Source organism: Candidatus Planktophila sulfonica (genome assembly GCF_002288065.1).
In the GTDB taxonomy this organism is placed as follows: Bacteria; Actinomycetota; Actinomycetes; order Nanopelagicales; family Nanopelagicaceae; genus Planktophila; species Planktophila sulfonica.
In genome coordinates this window covers 1148974-1172188 of sequence record NZ_CP016773.1, presented here as the reverse complement: position 1 = coordinate 1172188, position 23215 = coordinate 1148974, and the positions used below count along the sequence as shown (strand labels likewise).

Genomic DNA, 23215 nt, shown 5'->3' with positions numbered 1-23215 from the left:
TATGAAAAAAATCGCGCTCGTACTCGCATCACTGTTATTTCTCACAGGATGCAGTAATGGCGGAGCGTCGAAAGCAGAAGAGAGCTTTATTGCCGGAAGCGGCGCAGTGACGAAGATGAAGATAGGAAATCGAGTCGCAGCGCCAGCAATGTCTGGAATGACTTTAAGCGGTAAGAACTTCACGTTTGCTAAAGGCAAAGTTGCTGTCGTCAATGTCTGGGCGTCATGGTGTTCACCGTGCCGTGCTGAAGAACCAACTCTCTCTGCTCTTTCGCAGAAGTACTCAGATGTTCAATTCATCGGAATCTTGACTCGAGATAACCCGGTAAATGCTGAGGCTTTTAACCGTAAACGGGGCACTCCGTACCCAACGCTTATTGATGACTCGATTCTGAGCGGATTTAGAAAATCGTTACCGGCTAACGCAATTCCCACAACAGTAGTTATTGATCGAGATGGAAATGTTGCTTCACGAATATCAGGAGTTGTCACCGTTGCTTCGTTAAGCCAACTGATTGAAGAGGCGTTGGCGGAATGACAGATTTCGTAGTCAATACCTTGATGGATGGATTCCTCCTATCTGCATTTCCGATTGCCATACTTGCAGGACTGATCTCATTTATTTCCCCGTGCGTACTTCCGCTTGTTCCTGGATATGTTGCCTTTGCAGCGGGATTCTCTAAATCTCGGGGACGTATTTTCTTAGGTTCACTTCTCTTTGTATTCGGATTTAGCATCCTCTTTATCTCGTACGGCGCACTCTTTGGACAACTAGGTGCAGAGATATCAAGCAATGAAGAAATGATTACGCGAGTACTTGGCCTACTCACCATTGTTATGGGCGTGATTTTCTTGGGGGCTTTCCCGTTGATGCCAACTCTGAAACCAAAAATTTCAACGCAAGGTGGGCTCATCGGCGCACCGCTTCTGGGTTTTCTCTTCGGAGTTGGCTGGACACCATGTATTGGACCAGCACTTGCAAGTGTTCAAGCCTTGGCTTTTCAAGAATCCAGCGCAGTTCGTGGAGCAATTCTTTCGCTCGGATACTGCATCGGATTAGGGCTCCCATTTATTGCATCAGGTCTCTTCCTCGATAAGTCTGAGAAATTGCGAAAAGTTTTGGTGAAGAGCGGTGGGAAAATTTCAACAATAGGTGGAGTACTTCTAATTATCATCGGAATACTCCAACTCACTGGGCTATGGACTGATCTCATGATCGAGATGCGTTCTCTCATCTCTGAATTTGCTCCGGTGATTTAATGACAAGAGATATTGAAGTACCAGAGCTTGGTTTCATAGCGCTGCTGCGCTATGCCTGGCGCCAGTTAACAAGCATGCGCACAGCCCTGATTCTCCTTATGTTGCTAGGCGTTGCAGCGATTCCCGGTTCCTTGATTCCACAGAGGATCACCAACACCATCGCTGTACGCGATCTCTATCAAACGAACCCAGAACTAGCCAAGTGGTACGACAGGTTCTCTCTCTTTGATGTCTATGGTTCGCCTTGGTTTAGCGCGATCTACATCCTCTTGTTCATCTCTCTTATCGGATGTGTATTGCCGCGAAGCTTCGAGCATTACAGAGCAATGCGCGCTCAACCGCCTGCAACTCCAAAGAATTTGTCACGTCTTGAGCATTACCAAGAAATCACATCAGATGGCGAGACTCTTGAAGCTGCAGAGAAATGGTTCAAGAAGAATCGTTTCCGAATTCGCATTGAAGAGAATTCGATTTCTGCTGAAAAAGGTTTCTTGCGTGAAACCGGAAACCTGCTCTTCCATCTCTCACTAATTCTCATTTTGGTTGGGGTCAGCTTTGGCTCACTCTTTGGCATGAGAGGTGAAGCGATTGTTAATGTGGGCGAACGATTCATTAGCGTTCCAACTTCCTATGACACTCTCGCATTTGGAAAGCTCGCTGGAGATACTTCGCTTGAGCCATTTGAAATCAAGGTTGATAAATTTGTAGCTCAATACAATCCAAAGACCAATGCTCCTGAGGATTACACAGCCTGGCTTACAGTTACTTACCAAGGTAAGACCGAGAAAAAAACAATTAAGGTCAATAAGCCACTTACCTTTGCAAATACTCGTGTGTATCTACAAGCAAATGGATACAGCCCTGTTGTAACCGTCAGAGATTCATTGGGCTTTGTCGCCTTTCAAGGCCCCGTTCCATTCTTGCCACAAGATGGAAACCTGCGATCTATTGGTGCAATCAAAGTTCCAGATGCTGACCCACAGATTGGTTTTGTCGGATCCTTCGTTCCGACCAACGCACGCACTACTGATCAAGGCGCGGTTTCTATATTTCCTGAACTGCTCGACCCGAAGCTGCTCTTCTCTATCTGGAAGGGTGATTTAGGGCTCGACACAGGAATTCCACAATCTGTCTACAAGATTGATACAACCGATTTGCAGCAGATTGGCTTAGGTTCTGTGAAACCTGGTGAAACATTTAATTATGCCGAGGGTTCCATCACACTTGAAACAGTTGTTCCGTGGATCAACCTTCAAGTGGTGAAAGATCCCGGCAAGAGTTATGCGCTCATCGGAGGTATTGTTGCTGTCCTAGGTCTTCTCTCTTCACTTTATGGACGTCGTCGTCGAATCTGGATTCGAATTACGTCACAAGGAGCAGAAGTAGCAGGATTGGCAAAGAACAGTGCACCTGGTCTCGAAGATGAGATTGAAAAATTTGTTAACGCGTTAAGGAGAGATTAGCGATGCAGACCACTTGGGCGTACATCTCAAATAACTTTGTTTATTCGGCAATGGCAGTCTTTGCCATTTCTTTCGTAGCTCATGCATTCGAAACCGCCTTTGCAGTGCGCGCGCCAGAAGTAGCTGATTCCACCTCGGGCAATCTCATGACAAAGACATTGGATTACAAGCGCACTGAACGTGCAGCCAGAATCGCTACCGCGATGATGATCCTTGGATTTGTACTTCTTCTCGCCGGAGTAGTCGCCCGAGGAATTTCTGCAAAGCATGTTCCTTGGGGGAATATGTATGAATTTTCCATCACAGGTGCACTTGCATTTACAGGAACATATTTGGGTGCACTTCGTAAATACGATCTTCGCTGGCTAGGGCTCTTTGTTTCACTCGGTGTTCTTCTCACACTTGGAACTGCAATCACCTTGCTATACCGAAATAGCGCACCACTTGTTCCTGCTCTTAAATCAACGTGGCTAGTTATTCACGTTGTGGCAGCAATCATCTCCGGTGGAGTCTTCTTGCTTGCAAATGTTGTTGCTGGTGCCTATCTCTATCTTGAACGTGCTGAGCGACTTGGTGCACGTCCAGTATGGCTTCGTCGAGTGCCTTCTATTGAAGTTCTTGATCAACTTTCTTACCGTCTTGTTGCATTCGTCTTTCCACTCTGGACCTTCTCAGTTATCGCGGGCGCCATTTGGGCCGAGAGCGCATGGGGACGTTACTGGGGCTGGGATCCAAAGGAGACGTGGGCATTTATTACTTGGGTTGCATATGCCGCATACCTTCATGCACGTGTAACTGTTGGCTGGCGCGGTCGTCGCGCTGCATGGCTCTGCATCTTTGCCGGGTCAACATTCCTCTTTAACTATGTATATGTAAATGTCTGGGGCACCGGAAAACATACATATTCAGGTCTCTAGGAATTTAGAAAAATATGTTTTCAGCAGAACTCATTGGCTTCATCGCAGGCGGCTTGGGAATGTTCTTTGGTCTCCCACAAGCTCTACGAGTAAGAAAACTTGGCCACGGTCGTGGAGTAAGTCTGATCTCGTGGATGTTGCAATTCGGCGTTGCAACTTCATGGGCTGCATATGGTTTCGATATTGATTCGCCCTCTGTTCTTCTCACAAACGTTGGAGCGGGTTTGGTAAATGCCAGCGTCATCTTTGCAATCATTAGAAATAATGTGAAGACGCTTGTGATTCTCTCGGGATATGCAGCAGGACTTTCAGCTCTGATTCTTAATTTGCCAAGCGCGATAGTTTCAGCGCTTCTGATTGCTCTTGTATTCGCTCAATCCCCACAGATTGTTAAATCATTTAAGAATCTAACTATTGGTGCAGAATCTGCAGTCTCTGTGAGCGCTCTAAGCGTTAGCTCCGTAAGTATTCTTCTGTGGTTCATCTATGCAGTGCATGCAGATGTACCGCTTATTTTATTGAGCACCACAATTGCAGTCTCAATCAATATCTCCATCATTGTTCTGGAGCTGATTGGGAAAAGACGTAGAGGAAAACTCACATATTCGGGACTTTAAAGTAGTATCGATACATGCTTTCAACTGAATTCTTTGGATTTATTGGGGGCGTGCTCAGTATATTTTTCGGACTTCCTCAAGCGTTACGGATTCGTCGCTTAGGCCATGGCAGGGGTCTTAGTTTAATTTCTTGGCTTCTTCAATTAGGAGTTGCTACATCGTGGGCCGCTTATGGCTTTGATAAAAACTCGCCATCATTACTGGCGACAAATGTGGCGGCTGGATTAATTAATGCCAGTGTGGTTTGGGTAATTATTCATAATCGAGTGAGATCCATTCTCACCATCTCAACACTGGTGGCAATTGTCGCAGGGCTTGTACTTACTCTTCCCGCATCAATTGCTTCAGTACTTCTTATCTCTCTTGTCTTTGCACAAACGCCACAGGTCTATAAATCCTATAAAAATATAAAAATTGGGAAAGATTCCGCCGTTTCGGTGGTGGCCATGAGTGTCAGCGCTTTGAGTGGAATTTTCTGGATTACTTATGCTGTGTTAATTAATGATGCGCTGCTTGTCCTATGTAATGCCATCGTCCTTACAAACAATATTGCAATTATTGCCTTGGAAATTATAGGTAAACGCTCGCGCGCTTCAAAGACCTCGTAAGAAGTCAGGATCGTCATCGGGCGGCAGTATGCGCTTCTTGCCCGGCTTTGGACCTTTAGGTCCACGAATTCTTCCAATTGTTAAGTAAGCAATTGGGCCGAAAATTCCAGTGAAGAGAATGGCTAAGAGCCAGCCCCACTTAGGCAGCTTCTTGATCTGAGTCTCATCGCGCATAGCGCAATCAACAAATGTGTAGAGAGTTAAAGCAAGTGAGAGAAGTACGAGAAACCCTTGAACTTTAATCATGGTCGAATTCTACTTCCTTAAAATGAAAGCGCGAGAGCGAAGGTAAGGCCAAAGTGCAGCTGCAGTTGGCCAGTTCTACCCAAAAGCGGGATGAGATCTGCGCCTCTTGCTCCAGCGAGGACTTCTTTTGCAATCGCGTAAGCCTGTGGCGCAGTTGTTAGCGTCAGTAAGGCTAAAGGATGACCTGTGAAAACAGGGAAGATATAGGCAGAGATAAGAAGTAGAACGAAGAACTTGCGAGAGTTCTTATCTCCAAGCTTTACAGCCAGAGTCTTCTTGCCAACTTCTTGATCACCCGGGATGTCGCGAATGTTATTGATGGCAAGCAGTGCGCAAGAAAGAGATCCCATCGGAATAGATGCGGCAAAGGCCGCCAGAGTCATATCCAGAGTTTGAACGTAGTAAGTGCCAACTGTTGCAACTACTCCAAAGAATATGAAAACAGAAAGTTCACCGAAGCCACGATAGCCATAAGGAGTATGTCCACCTGTGTAACCCCAAGCAGCAAGTACTGATGCAATACCTACGAGGATGATCCACCATGATGAAAGCGAGGCAAGAGCTAAGCCAGCAATGCACGCTACGAGAAATGAAAGTTGTGCAGCGCGTTTTACTGATGCGGCAGATGCAAGCCCTGAAGCAGTGAGGCGGGTTGGGCCTACGCGATTGTCATCGGTGCCACGGATTCCATCGGAGTAGTCGTTTGAGTAATTAACAGCGATTTGGAGCGAAAGGCTGACAATCAGAGCAAGCAGGGCCTGAAGTGGTTTCCACTCTCTTCCTACAAGTACGGTGGCAACAACGACAGGAGCTACAGCTGCAGGAAGTGTGCGTGGACGTGCTCCTTGAATCCAAATATTAATTTGGTGCCTCCATATATAGATCAATTAACTTCTTGCGATCCACTTTACCAATTCCAACGAGTGGAAGTTCTGGAAGATGGAGATACCCCTTTGGCTTGCTGAATTCACCGAATTTTTCACCGAGGTACTGAGCTACTTCATCCTCAGATGGAAAACCATCGCCTGCGATTGCAAGGTGAAGTGCCTGGCCCCATTTTGAATCTTTCACAGCAAACGCTGCAAAAGTCTTATGCGGAAAATGGGCGTGTAGTGATGATTCGATTGCGCTTAGTGAGATGTTCTCTCCTCCAGAGATGATGACATCATCGCTTCGACCTTCAACAATTAGTTTCTCATTTTCAATTCGACCGAGGTCAGAAGAATGAAACCAACCATCTTTGTATTGCGTATCCCAGAGAGCCTCAGCCCCGAGATAGGTATGAGCAAGGACAGTTCCCTTAATTGCAATTCGCTTCTCGGAAGTAATTGAAATCTCGACACCATCTAGTGGGATTCCGTTGTAGACACATCCACCTGAAGTTTCTGTCATTCCGTAAGTTACAACGACGTTAATCCCGGCGTTCTCTGCTTGCAGATGAAGTTCAGTTGTGAGCGCTGCGCCGCCGACAAGAACAGCTTTAGCCTCAACGAGATGCTTGAGAAGTTGAGCGTCCCCGTTAAGTGCTTTAAATAATTGCGTCGGGACAATCGCGGTGAAATCTGCACGCGGATAATCGCCTTGATGGTTACGTAGATCAATTGGTTCTGTTCCTAATTCAAGTGCTCGCACTAGAACATTGATTCCTGCAATATGAGTGAGCGGCAATAAGAGCGACCAAGAATTTCCAAACTCTGCTCCAAGCGCCTTATTTGAAGCGCGAGCTGATGAGAGAAGTGCAGATGCTGAAAGCCCGACCTCTTTAGATGTGCCAGAGCTTCCAGTTGTCGATACAACGGCGCTGATGCGCGCAGGGACTTGGGTGAAATTGGTGTGACCAAAAGCGAGAGCCGGCCCATCAGATACCAAGGCCTTGGCGATACGAGCCATCGATTCGCTGACTGTCCATTCGGGATTAGCCGAGCGAAGTTCTCGTTGTGCGTTCTGCTCCATTGCCCGCGTAGGCTATCGCTCGTAGACCAAATGGAGGAATCGTGAGCAAGCCTATTAAGCGTGATTTTGGTGACCGTTCTATCCCGGCATGGGTGATAGGCCGCGGTGGTGAGTCATTTACAGATATCACCTATGAAGTTGCTGATGGCATTGCAAAGATCACTATCAATCGTCCAGAAGTGCGTAATGCATTCCGTCCACAAACAATTATTGAATTGAAATCAGCTTTTGATTTAGCTCGTGACAATGCAGAAGTTGGCGTCATCATCCTTACAGGTAAAGGTGATGAAGCATTCTGTTCTGGAGGCGATATCAGCGTTCGTGGAGACGATGGCTATCTCGGCGATGACTCACTTGCACAGCAAGGCGTCGGTCGCCTCAATGTTCTAGATCTACAAGTACAAATCCGTCGCACACCAAAACCAGTTGTCGCAATGATCGCTGGTTGGGCAATCGGCGGAGGACATGTACTTCACGTTGTCTGCGATCTCTCTATCGCTGCTGACAATGCCAAATTTGGTCAGACCGGCCCAATGGTTGGTTCATTCGATGGCGGTTACGGCTCAGGACTTCTTGCAGCTTCTGTTGGCCAGAAAAAAGCTCGCGAAATTTGGTTCCTCACTCGTCAATACGATGCGCAAGAAGCGCTTTCAATGGGTCTTGTTAACACTGTCGTTCCACTCAAGGAACTTGAAGCTGAAACTGTTTCTTGGTGCCGCGAGATGTTGCAGAACTCTCCGATGGCACTTCGCCTATTGAAGGCATCTATGAACGCTGCAGATGATGGACTTGCAGGTGTTCAGCAGCTCGCAGGAGATGCAACCCTTCTCTTCTACTTATCTGAAGAAGGCCAAGAAGGCCGCGATGCTTATAAAGAGAAGCGCAAGCCTGACTTCGGAAAGTTCCCTAAGCGTCCGTAAATTTATGGATCAATCACTGCTCGACACAATGCGCGTAGTTGCGCTGCCTACAAAGACAAACTTTCGTGGGATTGATGTTCGAGAAGTTGCTTTATTTCAGGGCCAATATGGTTGGGGCGAATTCTCACCATTTCTGGAATATGGATATGAAGAGTGCGCTCCATGGTTGGCGTCTGCAATTGAAGCAGCCACAAAGCCTCGCCCAAAGCTCAATCGCAATTCAGTAAGAGTGAACGGCACAATCCCTGCACTAAATAGTCCAGCAGATATCGAACGAATCGTCGATTCATTTCCTGGCGTACAAACTTTTAAAGTGAAAGTGGGCGATAACCTGCCTGAAGATATTGCACGCCTTGCAAAGGTGAGATCACTGTGCCCGAAGGCAACGCTACGCATTGATGTGAATGGAAATTGGTCCGTACAAGAGGCGGTTACCAACCTTCGCGCCATCTACGAAAACATTGGCCCTCTTGAGTATGCAGAGCAACCATGTGCGACTGTAGAAGAACTACGAGAGCTCAAAGAGAAACTTGTTGTTGATATTCGCATTGCGGGGGATGAAGTTCTGCGCAAGGCAGCAGATCCATTTGCCGTTGATCTCAGCGGTGCTATTGATGTGTTGATGCTTAAGGTGCAACCTCTTGGTGGAATTTCCCGTGCACATAAGTTGGCCGAACACCACAAACTTCCAGTAGTTGTTTCAAGTGCTCTCGAAAGCGCCGTCGGAATCAACTACGGATTACAACTTGCCGCATCTTTCTCAGAGATGAACTTTGATTGTGGTTTAGGAACCGGCTCACTTCTCGCTGCCGACATTGCAACCTTGCCTATCGTTGATGGCGAAATTGAAATCACAGATGTTGAGCCTGAATTCAGTGGATATGAAGTGGCGCCGGATCGTTACGAATGGTGGAAGAATCGCGTTATGAAGACTGCGGAGCTCTTGTGATTAATCCATCCACTCTGCTCGCTCGCGTTATTGTCCGCCAGATTGTTGAAGCTGGTGTGACCGATGTAGTTATTTCACCAGGCTCACGTAATGCACCTCTTTCCATCGCCTTTCATCAAGCAAGCGTTAAGGGACTTATCAATCTTCACGTTCGCATCGACGAACGAACAGCGGCATTCTTCGCACTCGGTATCGCTAAAGCATCGGGACGTCCCGTGCCAATCGTCTGCACCAGCGGAACCGCGGCAGCGAATTACCATCCAGCAGTTCTTGAAGCTTCACATACAAATGCTCCGCTTCTAGTTCTCACTGCCGATCGCCCAGCGTCTATGCGCAAGACAGGTGCAAACCAAACAACAGAACAAGCTCGTATCTTCGGAAAAGCAGTGCGCTACTTCGCAGATATTTCAGGCAGCGTTTATCCGATGGAGCTTCCATTTAACTCATTGCAAAGTGGACCCGTCCATCTCAATATTCAATTTGAAGAGCCACTCATTGGCGATAAGAGCGATAACTGGCTCAATGATTTAACTATTGCTACTCCTAAATTATTTGATCGTAAATCTCCCGGAACTTTCTACACAAAATCAACCCGCGGAGTTCTTGCGATTGGTCACGACCGAGGCGGGCTCAGTGTTGATGCGGTGAAAGAATTTGCAGAAAAACTTGGATGGCCAGTTATCGCTGAAGACCCACTCACATTTGAGAGCGCAGCCTCACATGCGAGCGTCTTTCTTACTTCAAAGACCATCGCAGATGATTTAGCGCCAGATACCGTTGTGGTTATCGGTCGCACAACACTTTCTCGTTCCATCAATGCATTTATCAAGATGGCCCGTAAGCAAATTGTTATCGATCCACGTATGGCGACGGTTGATACCGATCGCATGGCAGATCAGAAATTCACTCAGCTACCCGTTGTTGAAGTACAACCAGCCGATGCCGAATATGCCGATAAGTGGAAGAAGTACTCACTTCGCGCATCAAAGCTCGTAAGCGATATTTCAACATGGTCAGAACAACTCATTGCTCGCGAAATTGCAGGAGGAGTTCCAACAGGAACATCGCTCTTTATCTCTTCTTCTCGTCCAATCCGTGACCTTGAAGGATTTGCTGTCGCGCGCACAGGCGTTGAAACCTTTGCCAACCGTGGATTAGCGGGCATCGATGGAAATATCTCAACCGCTCTCGGAATTGCTTCTCAGCGTAAGGAAACCATTGCTGTACTTGGCGATCTTGGCTTCTTGCATGACCTCACCGGACTCATTCATAAAGAGAAGATCAATCTAAAGATTCTGGTCATCAATAACGATGGCGGTGGAATCTTCTCAACGCTTTCACAGCGCGGAGTAAACGGCTTTGAAGAAGTTTTCGGAACACCGCACGGGCTTGATCCAGCAGCTATTGCTCAATCTATGGGCATCCCTGCAAAGACCATTGGAAGCCAGAAAGAGCTCATCACAGAACTTTCACTTCCGGTTCAAGGTGTCAGCGTTGTAGTCGTCAATGTGCCAAACCGCGAAGCGAATGCAGATTTCCTCAAAGGAATTTATAACAGCGTCACTTCGATGTAATTCTTAGGCGTGTAGCGCCGAGCGCATAGGAATCATCTTTGCAGCGCTCTCTTCCAGTTCCTTTTCAGGGTTAGAGCCAGCAACAATTCCACAACCCGCGTAAATGCGAATCTCTTTGCCAGTGATCTGCCCCGTGCGCAGTGCTATTCCAAGTTCGCCATCGCCGCTGGCATCGATCCAGCCAACAGGACCGGCATAACGCCCGCGGTTCATGCCTTCGATTTCATCAATGATGTCGAAGGCAATATTGCGCGGAGTTCCACAGACTGCGGCTGATGGGTGCAAACTCTTTAGAAGTGAGAATGCATCGACGCGTTGCTTCGTTTCAATAAGTGCGCCGGTCACATCTGTTGCAAGGTGCATGACGTTGGCTAAGTGGAGAACAAATGGAGATTCAGGAACGTTAGTTGAAGAACAGAATGGCTCAAGCGCTTCAGCTACCGAGCGCACTGCGTATTCATGTTCTTCAAGATCTTTTGATGAACGTGCAAGGGATGCAGCAAGGGCTAAATCTTTCTCGTCATCGCCTGTCTTTGGAATTGTTCCAGCCAGTACGCGCGATGTAACCATTCCGCGAGACAGTCGAAGCAAAAGTTCAGGAGTTGCGCCCACAAGACCATCGACAGCAAATGTCCATGTCGATGGATATTCGGTAGCTAGTTTCTTGAGAACTGGAATGGCCTCAATCTCTTGTGTTGATGTGGCAACGAGATCACGAGCAAGAACAACCTTGTCGACCTGAGAAGAATCAATGCGCTTAATTGCTTCAGCAACGCGCTCTTTCCATGCATCAGTACTGATGCTTCCATCGCTAAATATAAATGTGCCTTGTGAAAATTCAGCGGGGGACTCAGGAAGAACTGGCTGCGGTGAATCGCCAATCCACGTGATCCAAGATTGAGAACCCTTTTGACCGACGACGACTTTAGGAATAACAAGAACGGATTCTTCGTTGCGATCAAATGAGAACGAAGTAAAGAGAACTGGTCCAGTGCCGCTTCCATGCACTGAATTAGCTACCGCGAAAGTTTCTAGCTGGTGATGCCACCAATCGCGCGCATCTTCAAAACGATTACGACCGCTTACCTTTGTTGTCGCATGAACGCCCCAACCAACAAGACCTTCACCATTACGCACCCACGATAAAGGCGCATGAGCAGGCAGAAGATCTAGCAGCGGAAGATGTTCACCAATACGAGTTGTGGTGACGGGGATAAGTGAAGCCATTTAGCGGTTGAGGCTACGTGAAATTTTTCGCCATACAAGCGGAAGTGAAGTTGCAGTGATTGCAATCTTGAGAGCCTCACCGAGAATAAACGGAGTAAGTCCCGCCTTAAATGTTGCAGCCCATGTCAGATCAAGTGAGGCATGAAGCCATGCAAGACCAAAAGTAAAGATGACTAAGTCGCCAAGTAAAAGTGCAGGAAATGATGTGCGGAACTTTTGATCAGCTTTGCGATCTGCAAGGTAACCAAGGAGAAGAGATGCAATAAGCATTCCAACGAGGTATCCACCTGTTGCACCAACTAGGCGATCGAGTCCGTGGTTAGCAGCTGTTGCAGATGGAGCGAAGATTGGAGCTCCAGCAACACCAGCCAAGATATATGTTGCAAAGGTTATGAATCCAAGACGAGCGCCATATGTTGTTCCGATAAGAAGAACAGCAAGAGTCTGACCTGTGACAGGAACCGGTGAACCTGGAACTGGAATTGCAATCTGTGCGAGCAATGAGATGAAGCCGATTCCACCAACGACAAAGAGCGCCTCTGTCAGGGCAGTGCTGCGTGGGAAAACGGTTGCGCGGAGTGAGCCAGAGTGCATTGACATCGGCAATATCCCTCTTTCATTACAAGTTGTGCGCAGAGCCTACTCTCAGCGACAATATGCGCATGTCACGCGCCAATATGGATAAGAATCCCGACGAAGTCGCCGCAATGTTCGATGGCGTCGCTAAGCGCTATGACCTTGTCAACGATCTCTTGAGCCTCGGGCGCACCAAAGCCTGGCGTAAGGCGACCACCAAGATCATCGCTCCGCGTGCAGGGCAGAAGATCCTCGATTTAGCAGCTGGAACAGGCTCAAGTTCAGAACCTTTAGCCGCAGCTGGCGCCGATGTAATTCCAGCTGATTTCAGCGAGGGAATGCTCGCTGCAGGCCGCAAAGCCCGCCCGCACCTGCCCTTCACTAAGGCCGATGCCCTCAATCTCCCCTTTGCCGCCAATGAATTCGATACCGCGACCATCTCTTTTGGCCTTCGCAATACCCAGAACACCGCCAAGGCGCTCGCTGAGATGCTTCGGGTCGTAAAGCCTGGGGGACACCTGGTCGTCGCCGAGTTCTCAAGCCCTACCTGGCGTCCGTTTCGTACTATTTATACCAATTATCTAATGCGCGCCCTACCGTGGGTCGCCCGCAAGACTTCATCAAATCCAGATGCCTATATCTACCTCGCTGAATCCATCCGGGCATGGCCAGACCAGAAAGCGCTCGCAGCCCAAATCGAGGCAGCTGGCTGGACCAATGTCACCTGGACCAATCTCACCGGTGGAGTTGTCGCAGTTCACAAAGCCCGCAAGGCGTAACGGTTTGATTGGCTACAACGACCGCTTAAGATTTCGCACGTGAGCGCAAATCCATATATCCCGATTCTGGTGATCTTCGCTATCGGCTTCGGATTCGCAGCATTCTCCGTAGGAATTGCAGCTGTCACCGGACCTGCACGCTACAACCGCGCTAAGCAAGAAGCTTACGAGTGCGGAATCGAACCATCACCACAAGCTCTTCAAGGCGGACGCTTCCCTGTGAAGTACTTCCTTACTGCAATGCTCTTTATTGTCTTCGATATTGAAATCGTATTTCTCTATCCATGGGCAGTTACTTTCGACAAGCTCGGACTTTTTGGATTAGTTGAAATGGCAATCTTTATCGGAACAGTATTCGTCGCCTATGCATATGTATGGCGTCGCGGTGGATTGGAATGGGATTAATTCGTGGGCCTAGAAGATAAGTTACCAAGCGGAGTTTTACTTTCAACTGTCGAAGGTCTTGCCGGTTACATGCGCAAGAGCTCTGTCTGGCCAGCAACATTCGGTCTTGCATGTTGCGCAATTGAAATGATGGCACTTGGTTCAGCGCCAAAACATGATATTTCTCGTTTCGGAATGGAACGTTTCTCCGCGTCACCTCGTCAAGCAGATCTCATGATCGTTGCAGGTCGTGTTTCTCAGAAGATGGCTCCAGTACTTCGTCAGATTTATGATCAAATGACTGCGCCAAAGTGGGTTATCTCAATGGGTGCATGTGCTTCATCGGGTGGAATGTTTAACAACTACGCAATCGTTCAAGGCGTCGATCACATCGTTCCTGTTGATATTTACTTGCCAGGTTGCCCGCCACGTCCAGAGCAGTTGATGGATGCAATCATCAAGCTACACACTCTTATTGGCGATACAAAGCTCGGTCCAAATCGCGAAGCGATTATCAAGGAAGTTGAACTTGCTGCTCTTAATGCCAAGCCAACAATCCAAATGAAGGGGTTGCTGGCGTAAATGACTCAAGATCAGACAGGTATGTTCGGCGCTGCAGGCACCGGAGATACTTCAGGATACGGCGGCCTTGTCCGCACGGCGGCTTCAACCGGTTCAACTGAGCGCCCATACGGCGGATATTTCGATGATGTCGCCGATGACCTCGAGCGCGCATACCCAGATTTTGCAGATGCAATTACTCGAGTTGTTGTTGATCGCGGCGAACTCACACTTCACATTAAGAAGTCACGACTTCTCGAAGTTGCATTTATTTTGCGCGATAAGTTGAAGTTTGAAATGTGCATGGGCGTATCTGGCGTTCACTATCCAGATCGCGCAGGTGCAGAACTCGTTGCACTGTATCCATTGCTTTCAATGACAAAGAACCAGCGCGTTCGTCTTGAAGTTGCAACATCAGAACTTGATCCACACATTCCATCACTCGTTGAAGTATGGGCAGGAAATAACTGGCATGAGCGCGAAACTTTCGACATGTTCGGAATCATCTTTGATGGCCACCCAGGACTAACTCGCATCTTGATGCCAGATGACTGGGATGGACATCCACAACGTAAGGATTACCCACTCGGTGGAATTGCAGTCGAATACAAGGGCGCAACAACACCTGCACCTTCAAACCGCAGGAGCTACCGATGACCACATTTGATCCAAAGCTCGATCCATATGCATCATCGCGCGAAACTACTGAAGGCACAGTCTTCTCAGTAACTGGTGGCGATTGGGATTCACTCGTCTCTGAAATCGGTGAATCTAAAGAAGAGCGCATCATCGTCAACATGGGTCCTCAGCACCCATCAACTCACGGTGTGCTTCGCCTCGTTCTTGAACTCGAAGGCGAAACCGTTACTGAAGTACGTACAGGTATTGGTTATCTTCACACCGGAATCGAGAAGAACATCGAATTCCGCAATTGGACTCAGGCAGTCACATTTGCAACTCGTATGGATTACTTATCACCAATCTTTAACGAGACTGCTTACTGCCTCGCTGTCGAAAAGCTTCTCGGAATCACCAACGACATCCCAGAGCGCGCATCAGTAATCCGCGTCATGATGATGGAGCTCAACCGAATTTCTTCACACATGGTTGCACTTGGTACAGGTGCTCTCGAACTCGGTGCCATGGGCCCTATGTTCTTTGCTTTCCGCGATCGCGAAATCGTTCTCGATACCTTCGAAGAAATCACTGGCCTTCGCATGAATATGGCCTATGTCCGCCCAGGTGGAGTTTCACAAGATCTTCCAGCAGGCATGACAGTAAAGATTCGCGAAGTTGTAAAGACTCTTCGCAAGAATTTTGATGACAATGCAAAACTTCTAATCGGAAACACAATCTGGATGAAGCGCACCGAAGGAATCGGTTACCTCGATCTTGCTGGTTGCACAACGCTAGGAATCACAGGTCCAGTACTTCGCTCTGCAGGACTTCCTTGGGATCTTCGCAAAATGCAGCCTTACTGCGGTTACGAAAATTACGAGTTCGATGTCATCACAGCTGATACTGCAGATGTTTACGGTCGCTTCTTGGTACGTATGGCTGAACTCGAACAATCACTTCGCATCATCGAACAAGCTGCAGATAAGCTCGACAAACTTGAAGGACAACCTGTAATGGTTGCCGATAAGAAGATTGCATGGCCAGCACAGCTCGCTCTCGGTGCAGATGGGCTTGGAAACTCACTCGATCACATCCGCGAAATCATGGGTTCATCGATGGAATCACTTATCCATCACTTCAAACTTGTTACCGAAGGCTTCCGCGTTCCAGCAGGACAGGCTTATGCCGCAGTCGAATCACCTCGTGGTGAACTTGCTGCACACGTTGTCTCTGACGGTGGAACACGTCCTTACCGTGTTCACTTCCGCGAACCATCTTTCAACAACTTGCAATCAACATCAGCAATGAGCGAAGGCGGAATGGTCGCTGACATCATCGGCGCTGTTGCATCTATCGATCCAGTTATGGGAGGCGTTGACCGATGACTCTAGATCGCGATCTGATGCAGACAATTATTAAGCGCTACCCACGTAGCCGTTCTGCAATCATGCCTTTACTTCACTATGTGCAATCTGTTTCTGGATATGTCACCAATGAAGGAATCGAAACAATTGCAGAACTTCTTGTGATTGAAACTGCTGAAGTATCAGCTGTTGCTACTTTCTACACTCAGTACAAGCGCAAGCCAGTAGGCGAGTACCACGTAGGTGTTTGCACAAATACTTTGTGCGCAGTCATGGGCGGAGATGCAATCTTCTCAGCGCTTAAAGATCACCTCGGCGTTGAAAATGATGGCGTTACAGCAGATGGAAAAGTTTCTCTCGAACACATCGAGTGCAACGCTGCTTGCGATTATGCACCTGTAGTGATGGCTAACTGGGAGTTCTACGACAACCAGACAGTCGAATCTGCAAAGGCACTTGTCGACGGCGCACGTGCCGGAAATCCACCTGCTCCAACTCGTGGCCCAAAGAAACTTGTTACATACAAAGAAGCATCAGCTGTACTTGCAGGTCTCGATGACGGACTTGCTCGTGAAGGTGTTCAAGCAGGGCAAGCAACTCTTCTCGGACTTAAGCTTTCGAAGGAAGGAAAGTAATGTCAAAGTTAACTCCCATCCTTTCTGCACATTGGGATCAAGCAGATTCATTTACCATCGAGGCTTACACACGTAACGGTGGTTACACAGCATCAAAGAAGGCTCTCGCAATGGATCCTGATGCTGTTATTCAACTCGTTAAAGATTCAGGACTTCGCGGTCGCGGCGGCGCAGGCTTCCCAACTGGAATGAAGTGGGGCTTCATCCCACAAGGTGACGATAAAGATCACTACCTAGTTGTTAACGCTGATGAATCAGAACCAGGAACATGTAAGGACATGCCACTTCTTATGGCTAACCCACACGTTCTCGTCGAAGGTTGCATCATCGCAAGCCATGCAATTCGCGCAAAGCATGCATTCATTTATATTCGTGGCGAAGTAACTCACGTCGCTCGTCGCGTAAATGCCGCAATTGCTGATGCATATAAGGCAGGACACCTCGGCAACGGAATCGACCTCACACTTCATATCGGCGCTGGTGCATATATTTGTGGAGAAGAAACAGCACTTCTTGATTCACTCGAAGGTTTCCGCGGGCAACCACGTCTTCGCCCACCATTCCCAGCAATTGCTGGCCTTTATGCGCGCCCTACAGTGGTCAATAACGTCGAATCAATTTCTGCAGTTCCTGCAATCATTAATAACGGCGCAGAGTGGTACCAATCAATGGGTACAGAAAAGTCAAAGGGTGCAACTCTTTACTCACTCTCAGGCCATGTAAATAACCCAGGGCAGTTTGAAGCTCCACTCGGAATTACCCTTCGCGAAATTCTTGATCTCGCAGGTGGAATCCGTAACGGACATAAGCTCAAGTTCTGGACTCCAGGTGGATCTTCAACTCCACTATTTACAGATGCACACCTTGATATTCCTTTGGATTACGAAGGCGTTGCCGCTGCAGGTTCAATGCTTGGTACAAAAGCTCTACAAATTTTTGATGAGACAACTTGCGTTGTTCGCGCAGTACTTCGCTGGACCGAGTTCTACAAGCACGAATCTTGCGGAAAGTGCACACCATGTCGTGAAGGCACTTGGTGGTTGGTACAGATTCTTCGCGATCTCGAAAACGGAACAGGTACTGAAGCAGATCTCGAGAAGTTGCTTGATCTCTGCGACAACATCATGGGCCGTTCATTCTGCGCACTTGGTGATGGCGCAACTTCACCAATCACATCTTCGATTAAGTACTTCCGCGACGAATACATCGCACACGTAACAAACGGTGCCTGCCCATTCGATCCAGTTAAGTCCACACTCTTTGCAGGGGCGGTGAACTAATGACTACTACTCAAGATTCAGCAGTTACAGTTGAGATGATCACTGTTGTTATCGATGGATTTGAAGTCTCTGTTCCAAAGGGAACTCTGATTATTCGTGCAGCAGAGAAGCTCGGAATTCAGATTCCACGTTTCTGCGACCACCCTCTTCTTGATCCAGTTGGTGCATGCCGCCAATGTCTCGTTGATGTCGAAATCAACGGCCGTGCATTTCCAAAGCCACAGGCTTCTTGCACCATTCCTGTCGAACCAAACATGATTGTTAAAACTCAACTCACTTCACCTGTTGCTGATAAAGCGCAGAAGGGTGTGATGGAGCTTCTTCTTGGTAACCACCCACTCGATTGCCCAGTTTGCGATAAGGGCGGCGAATGCCCACTTCAGAACCAGGCGATGAGCAATGGCCGTGCTGATGCACGCCTCGATGGATACAAGCGCACATTTGAAAAGCCAATCAATATCTCTTCATCAGTTCTTCTTGATCGCGAACGTTGCGTTCTCTGTGCACGTTGTACCCGTTTCTCTGCACAGATTGCTTCAGATCCATTTATTACTCTCAACGAACGTGGTGCTCTACAACAAGTAGGTATCTACGAGAACGATCCATTTAAGTCTTACTTCTCAGGCAACACTGTTCAGATCTGTCCGGTGGGCGCACTCACTGGTGCTTCATACCGATTCCGTGCACGTCCATTCGATCTCGTTTCAACTCCATCTGCTTGCGAACACTGCGCATCAGGTTGCGATATGCGTACCGATGTACGCCGTGGGAAGACACTTCGTCGTCTTGCTGGCGATGACCCATCTGTTAACGAAGAGTGGAACTGCGATAAGGGTCGCTGGGCATTTAAATATGTAACAGCTCTCGACCGCCTTACTCATCCACTCGTTCGCAATTCAGCTGGTGAACTTGTACAGGCATCATGGCCTGAAGCACTTGCAGCAGCAGCTGCAGGACTTAAGGGAAAGCGCGCAGCAGTTCTTACTGGTGGTCGCGTAACAACTGAAGATGCTTACGGTTATTCAAAGTTTGCACGTCTTGCTCTCGGCACAAACGATATTGATTATCGTGCTCGCGTCACATCTGATGAAGAGCGCGACTTCCTTGCAGCTCATGTTGCAGGTTCATCAACTACGTACCGCGATATCGATTCAGCGGATCACGTTGCACTTATTGCATTCGAACCAGAAGAAGAATCACCAATCGTCTTCTTGCGACTAAATAAGAATTTTAAGAAGCGCGGACTCAAGGTTTCAGCTGTTGCCACTAAGGGTTCAATCGCAATGGATAAGCTCAAGGCTGATTTCATTAAGGTCGCACCTGGTGCGGAAAGCTCTGCAGTCGCTGGCCTTGCACTCACTGCAAAATCAATCATTCTCGTAGGCGAACGCGCATCTGAAAGCGCAGGGCTCTTCTCAGCAGTTGCTGCGCTCTCTGCAAAGACAGGCGCAAAGATTGCTTACATTCCACGTCGCGCAGGCGAACGCGGTGCGCTCGAAGCAGGCGCACTCGGCACAGTTCTTCCTGGCGGTCGCCCAGTTACTGATGCAGCAGCTCGCGTTGATATCGCTGCAGCATGGGGAGTCGATTCACTTCCTGCAACGCCAGGTCGCACATCTACAGAAATCATCGATGCGCTTGCATCAGGTGATCTCGATGCAGTTGTCGTCGGCGGCGTAGATGCACACGATCTTCCACATTCTCGTGCAGCGCTCGATGCACTCAAGAAGTCATTTGTTGTGTCACTTGAAATTGCACCAAGTTCAGTAACAGCTGTCGCAGATGTTGTTTTGCCGGTTGCTGCGATCACTGAAAAGAGCGGAAGCTTCCTTAACTGGGAAGGCCGTGCACGTGCATTTGATTCAGCAGTTGCTGACTCTCATAACCGTAGCGATGTGCGCATCCTTTCAATGCTTGCAGATGCTCTTGGTAATCCAATTTCACTTGGCACAGTTACTTCATCAGCTCGCGAATTTAACCAACTTGGTTCATGGGATGGAGCGCGAGTACAGCTCGCACCTGTCGCTGCAGGAACAGCGAAGTCAGTTTCAGGCAACGATGCACTTCTCTCCTCATGGCGCCGATTGCTCGATATGGGTAGCTTGCAAAAGGGTGAAGATAATTTGGCTGGCACACGTCGCCCAACAGTTGCAGTGATTTCTCCAAAGCGCGCTGAATCAATCGGCGTAGCAACGGGTCAGCAAGTTCGTGTTTCAAATGCACACGGCTCAATCACAATTCCAGTACTTGTCGAAGATATCCATGAAGATGCAGTGTGGATTCCACGTAATTCATTTGCTTCTCAAGCACTTGTTGCACTCGATGCGGTACATGGCGATGTAGTTACGGTGGTGAAGGCATGACAACAGCAGAACTTCTCGGAACAGATCCAGGTTGGATCATCGCAGTAAAGGCCGTAATGGTCTTTGGTATCTGCGTACTTGCTACCTTGATGGCTGTCTGGACCGAACGTCGCGTCCTTGCCAAGATGCAGCTTCGTACCGGCCCTAACCGCGTTGGCCCAGCAGGACTTCTTCAATCACTATCTGACGGCGTAAAGCTTGCGCTCAAGGAAGACATCATTCCTGCAGCTGCCGATAAGGTCGTTTTCATAATTGCTCCAATCATTGCAACAGCAATGTGCTTTATGTCTTTCGCAGTTATTCCAATGACAGGCGTTGTTAATCTCTTCGGTCATAAGACAGCTCTTCAACTTACTGATCTTCCAGTAGGCGTTCTCTATATTTTGGCTGTTACATCAATCGGTGTTTACGGCGTTGTTCTTGCTGGCTGGTCTTCAGGATCCACCTACCCACTTCTCGGTGGTCTGCGCTCAAGTGCCCAGGTAATTTCCTATGAAGTAGCGATGGGACTTTCACTCGTTGCGGTCTTTATCTACGCGGGCTCAATGTCCACATCAGTCATTGTTGATTCGCAACATCAGCACATCTGGAATGCAGTAGTTCTCTTTCCATCATTTGTTATCTATGTGATCTCAATGGTCGGTGAAACCAACCGTGCTCCTTTCGACTTAGCTGAAGCTGAAGGCGAACTCGTAGGTGGATTCCACACCGAGTACTCATCACTTAAGTTCGCACTCTTCTTCCTTGCAGAATATGTAAATATCATCGCTGTCTCTGCCCTTGCATCAACACTCTTCTTAGGCGGATATCACGCACTTCCAGGCCTTGGCTTTACGGAGCAGTGGCTTGGTGGCTGGTTCACACTTATCTGGTTCTTCGCCAAAGTTAACTTCTTCTTCTTTATCTTTATGTGGCTACGTGGCTCACTCCCACGTCTTCGCTACGACCAGTTTATGAAGTTCGGCTGGAAGGTTTTGATTCCTGTCTCACTCATCTGGATCTTGATTGTCGCAACTCTTCGCGTCCTTCAGCAAGAAGGTGCATCACGTTCTGCAATCATCGCATTTGCAACTGGCGTAGTCATTCTCGTAATGGCTGCCAGCTCACTCTTTGAGAGAAATAAAGAGAAGGTGCGCGCTATCGATCTTCCAGAAGGTGAAGCGCCAAACTTCCCAGTTCCATCTCTGCCACAAGTTCAATCCATCAACGTCTCAGGGGGCAAGTAATGACTGACTTCAACGAGCAGATGGGTATTGAGAAGAAGAACTCTGGCCAAGCAGATATCAACTCCGTTCCATTTACTGAAGTAGAACAGCCAGGGCCAGCTTCACTTGCGCAGCAGGCAAAGGGTTTCTGGGTCACCTTCTCAACAATGTTTAAGAAGAACCAGACTGTTCAATATCCAGATGTAAAGGCACCAACTGCGCCACGTTTCCACGGACGCCACCAACTTAACCGCCACCCTGATGGACTAGAAAAGTGCATCGGTTGCGAACTCTGCGCATGGGCATGCCCAGCAGATGCGATCTTCGTTGAAGGCGGAAATAACACTCCAGGAAATCAACTTTCACCCGGAGAACGCCACGGAGCGGTTTATCAAATTAACTATCTTCGCTGCATCTTCTGCGGTCTCTGCGTTGAAGCATGCCCAACACGTGCTCTCACAATGACAAACGAATACGAACTTGCCGACGATAAGCGCGAGAAGTTGATCTTCGAAAAGGAAGATCTACTTGCTCCGCTTCGTCAGGGAATGCTTGCACCTCCACATCCAATGTATCCAGGTATGACAGATACCAACTATTACAACGGTGATGTGAAAGAAGCTCATCCAAGTCAGGGAGCTAATTAATGTTGACGATTCAAACTCCTGAAGCGATTATGTTCTGGGTGCTCGCCCCACTATCAGTTGTGGCAGCTCTTGGAATGCTCCTCGTGAAGAAAGCTGTTCACTCAGCACTTCTTCTTGCGTGGGTCATGATTACTCTCGCTATTTTCTATATCGCTCAGGATGCGCTCTTCCTTGGCATTGTTCAGATCGTTGTCTACACAGGCGCAGTCATGATGCTCTTCCTCTTTATTCTCATGCTGGTTGGTGTTGATGCATCTGATTCACTCACCGAAACAATCCCAGGTTTACGTCCAATCGCAATCACAGCAGCTATTGGATTTGGCGGCCTACTGGTTTCACTGATTGGGCGCGCAACTCTGGGCCACGATGCATATGGACTTACTCAAGCAAATAGTGAAGGAAATGTTGAAGCACTTGCTCAACTTCTCTTCTCAACGTATGTCTTCCCATTTGAAGTTGTCTCAGCACTTTTGATTACTGCAGCCCTTGGCGCAATGGTTCTTGCTCATCATCAGCGCGCAGTTCCACGCGTTTCACAGCGCGAACAAGCGATTGCTCGTTTCCGCGGTGAATCTCTCGGAAGCGCTGCAGGCCTTCCCAACCCTGGTGTATTTGCCCGCCACAACGCAGTAGATGTTCCTGCTCTTCTTCCAGATGGATCTGCAGCACCTAATTCAATTTCTGCAACGCTCAAGGCGCGTGGAGATATGTTGGATTCAACTCAATTCGAACTCAGCGAAGTCGATAACACTGTGACGGAGGAGAAGTAATGAATCCGTATAACTATCTCTATCTCTCAGCCCTGCTCTTTACTATCGGAGCTATCGGAGTTGTTGTCCGCCGCAATGCGATCGTTGTCTTCATGTGCATCGAGCTCATGCTCAACGCTGCAAACCTAACTCTCGTAACTTTCTCACGTATTAATGGAACTCTCGATGGACAGGTTGTCGCCTTCTTTACGATGGTTGTAGCTGCCTGCGAAGTTGTAGTTGGCCTTGCAATCATCGTTGCGATTTACCGTTCACGCCGATCAGCATCTGTCGATGATGCTAGTTTGTTGAAGCGATAA

General features: G+C 48.3%; 26 protein-coding genes. 21 read left to right on the top strand and 5 right to left on the bottom strand.

Going from position 1 to position 23215, the window contains the following annotated elements:
* The first annotated feature begins 1 nt into the window (after window position 1).
* Genes A1sIA56_RS06005 through A1sIA56_RS05980 form a run of 6 tightly spaced genes read left to right on the top strand, consistent with a single transcriptional unit; the run spans window position 2 to window position 4865 of the window.
* Entirely contained in the window at window positions 2–538 is a 537-nt protein-coding gene (locus A1sIA56_RS06005) for a TlpA family protein disulfide reductase (protein ID WP_095673992.1), read from the top strand.
* The gene (locus tag A1sIA56_RS06000) at window positions 535–1260 is read left to right on the top strand and encodes a cytochrome c biogenesis CcdA family protein (protein ID WP_095673991.1); all 726 of its coding nucleotides are present in this window, start codon (window positions 535–537) and stop codon (window positions 1258–1260) included. The genes A1sIA56_RS06005 and A1sIA56_RS06000 overlap by 4 nt, the downstream gene beginning before the upstream one ends.
* On the top strand, window positions 1260–2723 hold the full coding sequence (gene resB, locus A1sIA56_RS05995; RefSeq protein ID WP_095673990.1) for a cytochrome c biogenesis protein ResB: 1464 nt from the start codon (window positions 1260–1262) through the stop codon (window positions 2721–2723). The genes A1sIA56_RS06000 and resB overlap by 1 nt, the downstream gene beginning before the upstream one ends.
* A 2-nt stretch (window positions 2724–2725) precedes the next feature.
* Window positions 2726–3640, top strand: a complete 915-nt coding sequence (ccsB, locus tag A1sIA56_RS05990; protein WP_095673989.1) for a c-type cytochrome biogenesis protein CcsB — start codon at window positions 2726–2728, stop codon at window positions 3638–3640.
* Between the two features lie 14 nt (window positions 3641–3654).
* Window positions 3655–4257, top strand: coding sequence for a PQ-loop repeat-containing protein (locus A1sIA56_RS05985; RefSeq protein ID WP_095673988.1), 603 nt, complete (start codon window positions 3655–3657; stop codon window positions 4255–4257).
* 14 nt (window positions 4258–4271) lie between these two features.
* Window positions 4272–4865 carry a PQ-loop domain-containing transporter gene (locus A1sIA56_RS05980; RefSeq protein WP_095673987.1) on the top strand — a complete coding sequence of 198 codons (594 nt, stop codon included), beginning with the start codon at window positions 4272–4274 and terminating at the stop codon, window positions 4863–4865.
* Here the strand turns inward: A1sIA56_RS05980 and A1sIA56_RS05975 are convergent.
* Genes A1sIA56_RS05975 through A1sIA56_RS05965 form a run of 3 tightly spaced genes read right to left on the bottom strand, consistent with a single transcriptional unit; the run spans window position 4851 to window position 7064 of the window.
* Window positions 4851–5111 carry a PLD nuclease N-terminal domain-containing protein gene (locus A1sIA56_RS05975; protein WP_095673986.1) on the bottom strand — a complete coding sequence of 87 codons (261 nt, stop codon included), beginning with the start codon at window positions 5109–5111 and terminating at the stop codon, window positions 4851–4853. The two genes, A1sIA56_RS05980 and A1sIA56_RS05975, sit on opposite strands and share 15 nt — an antisense overlap.
* Window positions 5112–5128: 17 nt before the next feature.
* The gene (locus A1sIA56_RS05970) at window positions 5129–5998 is read right to left on the bottom strand and encodes a 1,4-dihydroxy-2-naphthoate polyprenyltransferase (protein ID WP_223298429.1); all 870 of its coding nucleotides are present in this window, start codon (window positions 5996–5998) and stop codon (window positions 5129–5131) included.
* Window positions 5970–7064 carry an AMP-binding protein gene (locus tag A1sIA56_RS05965; protein ID WP_095673985.1) on the bottom strand — a complete coding sequence of 365 codons (1095 nt, stop codon included), beginning with the start codon at window positions 7062–7064 and terminating at the stop codon, window positions 5970–5972. The genes A1sIA56_RS05970 and A1sIA56_RS05965 overlap by 29 nt, the downstream gene beginning before the upstream one ends.
* Before the next feature lie 41 nt (window positions 7065–7105).
* On the opposite strand from A1sIA56_RS05965, the gene menB reads away from it, so the two are divergent.
* Genes menB through menD form a run of 3 tightly spaced genes read left to right on the top strand, consistent with a single transcriptional unit; the run spans window position 7106 to window position 10507 of the window.
* Window positions 7106–7984: a 1,4-dihydroxy-2-naphthoyl-CoA synthase gene (gene menB / locus A1sIA56_RS05960; RefSeq protein ID WP_095673984.1), complete on the top strand. Its 879-nt coding sequence runs from the start codon at window positions 7106–7108 to the stop codon at window positions 7982–7984.
* 4 nt (window positions 7985–7988) lie between these two features.
* Window positions 7989–8933 carry an o-succinylbenzoate synthase gene (locus A1sIA56_RS05955; protein WP_095673983.1) on the top strand — a complete coding sequence of 315 codons (945 nt, stop codon included), beginning with the start codon at window positions 7989–7991 and terminating at the stop codon, window positions 8931–8933.
* Entirely contained in the window at window positions 8891–10507 is a 1617-nt protein-coding gene (gene menD / locus A1sIA56_RS05950) for a 2-succinyl-5-enolpyruvyl-6-hydroxy-3-cyclohexene-1-carboxylic-acid synthase (protein ID WP_190276998.1), read from the top strand. Before A1sIA56_RS05955 ends, menD begins: the two co-directional genes overlap by 43 nt.
* 3 nt (window positions 10508–10510) lie before the next feature.
* Here menD and A1sIA56_RS05945 read toward each other — a convergent pair whose 3' ends face one another.
* Both A1sIA56_RS05945 and A1sIA56_RS05940 read right to left on the bottom strand, forming a co-directional pair.
* A complete protein-coding gene (locus A1sIA56_RS05945; RefSeq protein ID WP_095673982.1) occupies window positions 10511–11734 on the bottom strand; it encodes an isochorismate synthase in 1224 nt (407 codons plus the stop codon).
* A complete protein-coding gene (locus A1sIA56_RS05940) occupies window positions 11735–12334 on the bottom strand; it encodes a biotin transporter BioY (protein WP_095673981.1) in 600 nt (199 codons plus the stop codon).
* 62 nt (window positions 12335–12396) lie between these two features.
* On the opposite strand from A1sIA56_RS05940, the gene A1sIA56_RS05935 reads away from it, so the two are divergent.
* Genes A1sIA56_RS05935 through nuoK form a run of 12 tightly spaced genes read left to right on the top strand, consistent with a single transcriptional unit; the run spans window position 12397 to window position 23215 of the window.
* Window positions 12397–13089, top strand: a complete 693-nt coding sequence (locus tag A1sIA56_RS05935; RefSeq protein WP_190276997.1) for a demethylmenaquinone methyltransferase — start codon at window positions 12397–12399, stop codon at window positions 13087–13089.
* A 39-nt stretch (window positions 13090–13128) separates the two neighbouring features.
* A complete protein-coding gene (locus A1sIA56_RS05930) occupies window positions 13129–13494 on the top strand; it encodes an NADH-quinone oxidoreductase subunit A (protein WP_095673979.1) in 366 nt (121 codons plus the stop codon).
* Window positions 13495–13497: 3 nt separating this feature from the next.
* Entirely contained in the window at window positions 13498–14055 is a 558-nt protein-coding gene (locus A1sIA56_RS05925; RefSeq protein WP_017955351.1) for a NuoB/complex I 20 kDa subunit family protein, read from the top strand.
* Window positions 14056–14691 (top strand): NADH-quinone oxidoreductase subunit C, encoded by a 636-nt coding sequence (locus A1sIA56_RS05920; RefSeq protein WP_095673978.1) that lies wholly within the window; start codon window positions 14056–14058, stop codon window positions 14689–14691. It begins immediately after the preceding gene.
* Window positions 14688–16037 (top strand): NADH-quinone oxidoreductase subunit D, encoded by a 1350-nt coding sequence (locus A1sIA56_RS05915; protein WP_095673977.1) that lies wholly within the window; start codon window positions 14688–14690, stop codon window positions 16035–16037. Before A1sIA56_RS05920 ends, A1sIA56_RS05915 begins: the two co-directional genes overlap by 4 nt.
* On the top strand, window positions 16034–16651 hold the full coding sequence (nuoE, locus tag A1sIA56_RS05910) for an NADH-quinone oxidoreductase subunit NuoE (RefSeq protein ID WP_095673976.1): 618 nt from the start codon (window positions 16034–16036) through the stop codon (window positions 16649–16651). Before A1sIA56_RS05915 ends, nuoE begins: the two co-directional genes overlap by 4 nt.
* Window positions 16651–17931 (top strand): NADH-quinone oxidoreductase subunit NuoF, encoded by a 1281-nt coding sequence (gene nuoF / locus A1sIA56_RS05905; RefSeq protein ID WP_095673975.1) that lies wholly within the window; start codon window positions 16651–16653, stop codon window positions 17929–17931. Before nuoE ends, nuoF begins: the two co-directional genes overlap by 1 nt.
* Complete coding sequence (locus A1sIA56_RS05900; RefSeq protein WP_095673974.1) at window positions 17931–20294, top strand: NADH-quinone oxidoreductase subunit G; 2364 nt, start codon at window positions 17931–17933, stop codon at window positions 20292–20294. The genes nuoF and A1sIA56_RS05900 overlap by 1 nt, the downstream gene beginning before the upstream one ends.
* Window positions 20291–21520, top strand: coding sequence for an NADH-quinone oxidoreductase subunit NuoH (nuoH, locus tag A1sIA56_RS05895; RefSeq protein WP_095673973.1), 1230 nt, complete (start codon window positions 20291–20293; stop codon window positions 21518–21520). Before A1sIA56_RS05900 ends, nuoH begins: the two co-directional genes overlap by 4 nt.
* Window positions 21520–22146: an NADH-quinone oxidoreductase subunit NuoI gene (gene nuoI, locus A1sIA56_RS05890; protein ID WP_095673972.1), complete on the top strand. Its 627-nt coding sequence runs from the start codon at window positions 21520–21522 to the stop codon at window positions 22144–22146. The genes nuoH and nuoI overlap by 1 nt, the downstream gene beginning before the upstream one ends.
* A complete protein-coding gene (locus tag A1sIA56_RS05885; protein WP_095673971.1) occupies window positions 22146–22916 on the top strand; it encodes an NADH-quinone oxidoreductase subunit J in 771 nt (256 codons plus the stop codon). The genes nuoI and A1sIA56_RS05885 overlap by 1 nt, the downstream gene beginning before the upstream one ends.
* Entirely contained in the window at window positions 22916–23215 is a 300-nt protein-coding gene (gene nuoK / locus A1sIA56_RS05880; RefSeq protein ID WP_095673970.1) for an NADH-quinone oxidoreductase subunit NuoK, read from the top strand. The genes A1sIA56_RS05885 and nuoK overlap by 1 nt, the downstream gene beginning before the upstream one ends.

What these genes read in the sequence shown, in the direction of transcription:
- A1sIA56_RS06005 (WP_095673992.1), top strand. Translation starts at nt 2, where the DNA reads ATGAAAAAAATCGCGCTCGTACTCGCATCACTGTTATTTCTCACAGGA.
- A1sIA56_RS06000 (WP_095673991.1), top strand. Translation starts at nt 535, where the DNA reads ATGACAGATTTCGTAGTCAATACCTTGATGGATGGATTCCTCCTATCT.
- resB (WP_095673990.1), top strand. Translation starts at nt 1,260, where the DNA reads ATGACAAGAGATATTGAAGTACCAGAGCTTGGTTTCATAGCGCTGCTG.
- ccsB (WP_095673989.1), top strand. Translation starts at nt 2,726, where the DNA reads ATGCAGACCACTTGGGCGTACATCTCAAATAACTTTGTTTATTCGGCA.
- A1sIA56_RS05985 (WP_095673988.1), top strand. Translation starts at nt 3,655, where the DNA reads ATGTTTTCAGCAGAACTCATTGGCTTCATCGCAGGCGGCTTGGGAATG.
- A1sIA56_RS05980 (WP_095673987.1), top strand. Translation starts at nt 4,272, where the DNA reads ATGCTTTCAACTGAATTCTTTGGATTTATTGGGGGCGTGCTCAGTATA.
- A1sIA56_RS05975 (WP_095673986.1), bottom strand. Translation starts at nt 5,111, where the DNA reads ATGATTAAAGTTCAAGGGTTTCTCGTACTTCTCTCACTTGCTTTAACT.
- A1sIA56_RS05965 (WP_095673985.1), bottom strand. Translation starts at nt 7,064, where the DNA reads ATGGAGCAGAACGCACAACGAGAACTTCGCTCGGCTAATCCCGAATGG.
- A1sIA56_RS05955 (WP_095673983.1), top strand. Translation starts at nt 7,989, where the DNA reads ATGGATCAATCACTGCTCGACACAATGCGCGTAGTTGCGCTGCCTACA.
- menD (WP_190276998.1), top strand. Translation starts at nt 8,891, where the DNA reads ATGGTGGAAGAATCGCGTTATGAAGACTGCGGAGCTCTTGTGATTAAT.
- A1sIA56_RS05945 (WP_095673982.1), bottom strand. Translation starts at nt 11,734, where the DNA reads ATGGCTTCACTTATCCCCGTCACCACAACTCGTATTGGTGAACATCTT.
- A1sIA56_RS05940 (WP_095673981.1), bottom strand. Translation starts at nt 12,334, where the DNA reads ATGTCAATGCACTCTGGCTCACTCCGCGCAACCGTTTTCCCACGCAGC.
- A1sIA56_RS05935 (WP_190276997.1), top strand. Translation starts at nt 12,397, where the DNA reads ATGTCACGCGCCAATATGGATAAGAATCCCGACGAAGTCGCCGCAATG.
- A1sIA56_RS05920 (WP_095673978.1), top strand. Translation starts at nt 14,056, where the DNA reads ATGACTCAAGATCAGACAGGTATGTTCGGCGCTGCAGGCACCGGAGAT.
- A1sIA56_RS05915 (WP_095673977.1), top strand. Translation starts at nt 14,688, where the DNA reads ATGACCACATTTGATCCAAAGCTCGATCCATATGCATCATCGCGCGAA.
- nuoE (WP_095673976.1), top strand. Translation starts at nt 16,034, where the DNA reads ATGACTCTAGATCGCGATCTGATGCAGACAATTATTAAGCGCTACCCA.
- nuoF (WP_095673975.1), top strand. Translation starts at nt 16,651, where the DNA reads ATGTCAAAGTTAACTCCCATCCTTTCTGCACATTGGGATCAAGCAGAT.
- A1sIA56_RS05900 (WP_095673974.1), top strand. Translation starts at nt 17,931, where the DNA reads ATGACTACTACTCAAGATTCAGCAGTTACAGTTGAGATGATCACTGTT.
- nuoH (WP_095673973.1), top strand. Translation starts at nt 20,291, where the DNA reads ATGACAACAGCAGAACTTCTCGGAACAGATCCAGGTTGGATCATCGCA.
- nuoI (WP_095673972.1), top strand. Translation starts at nt 21,520, where the DNA reads ATGACTGACTTCAACGAGCAGATGGGTATTGAGAAGAAGAACTCTGGC.
- A1sIA56_RS05885 (WP_095673971.1), top strand. Translation starts at nt 22,146, where the DNA reads ATGTTGACGATTCAAACTCCTGAAGCGATTATGTTCTGGGTGCTCGCC.
- nuoK (WP_095673970.1), top strand. Translation starts at nt 22,916, where the DNA reads ATGAATCCGTATAACTATCTCTATCTCTCAGCCCTGCTCTTTACTATC.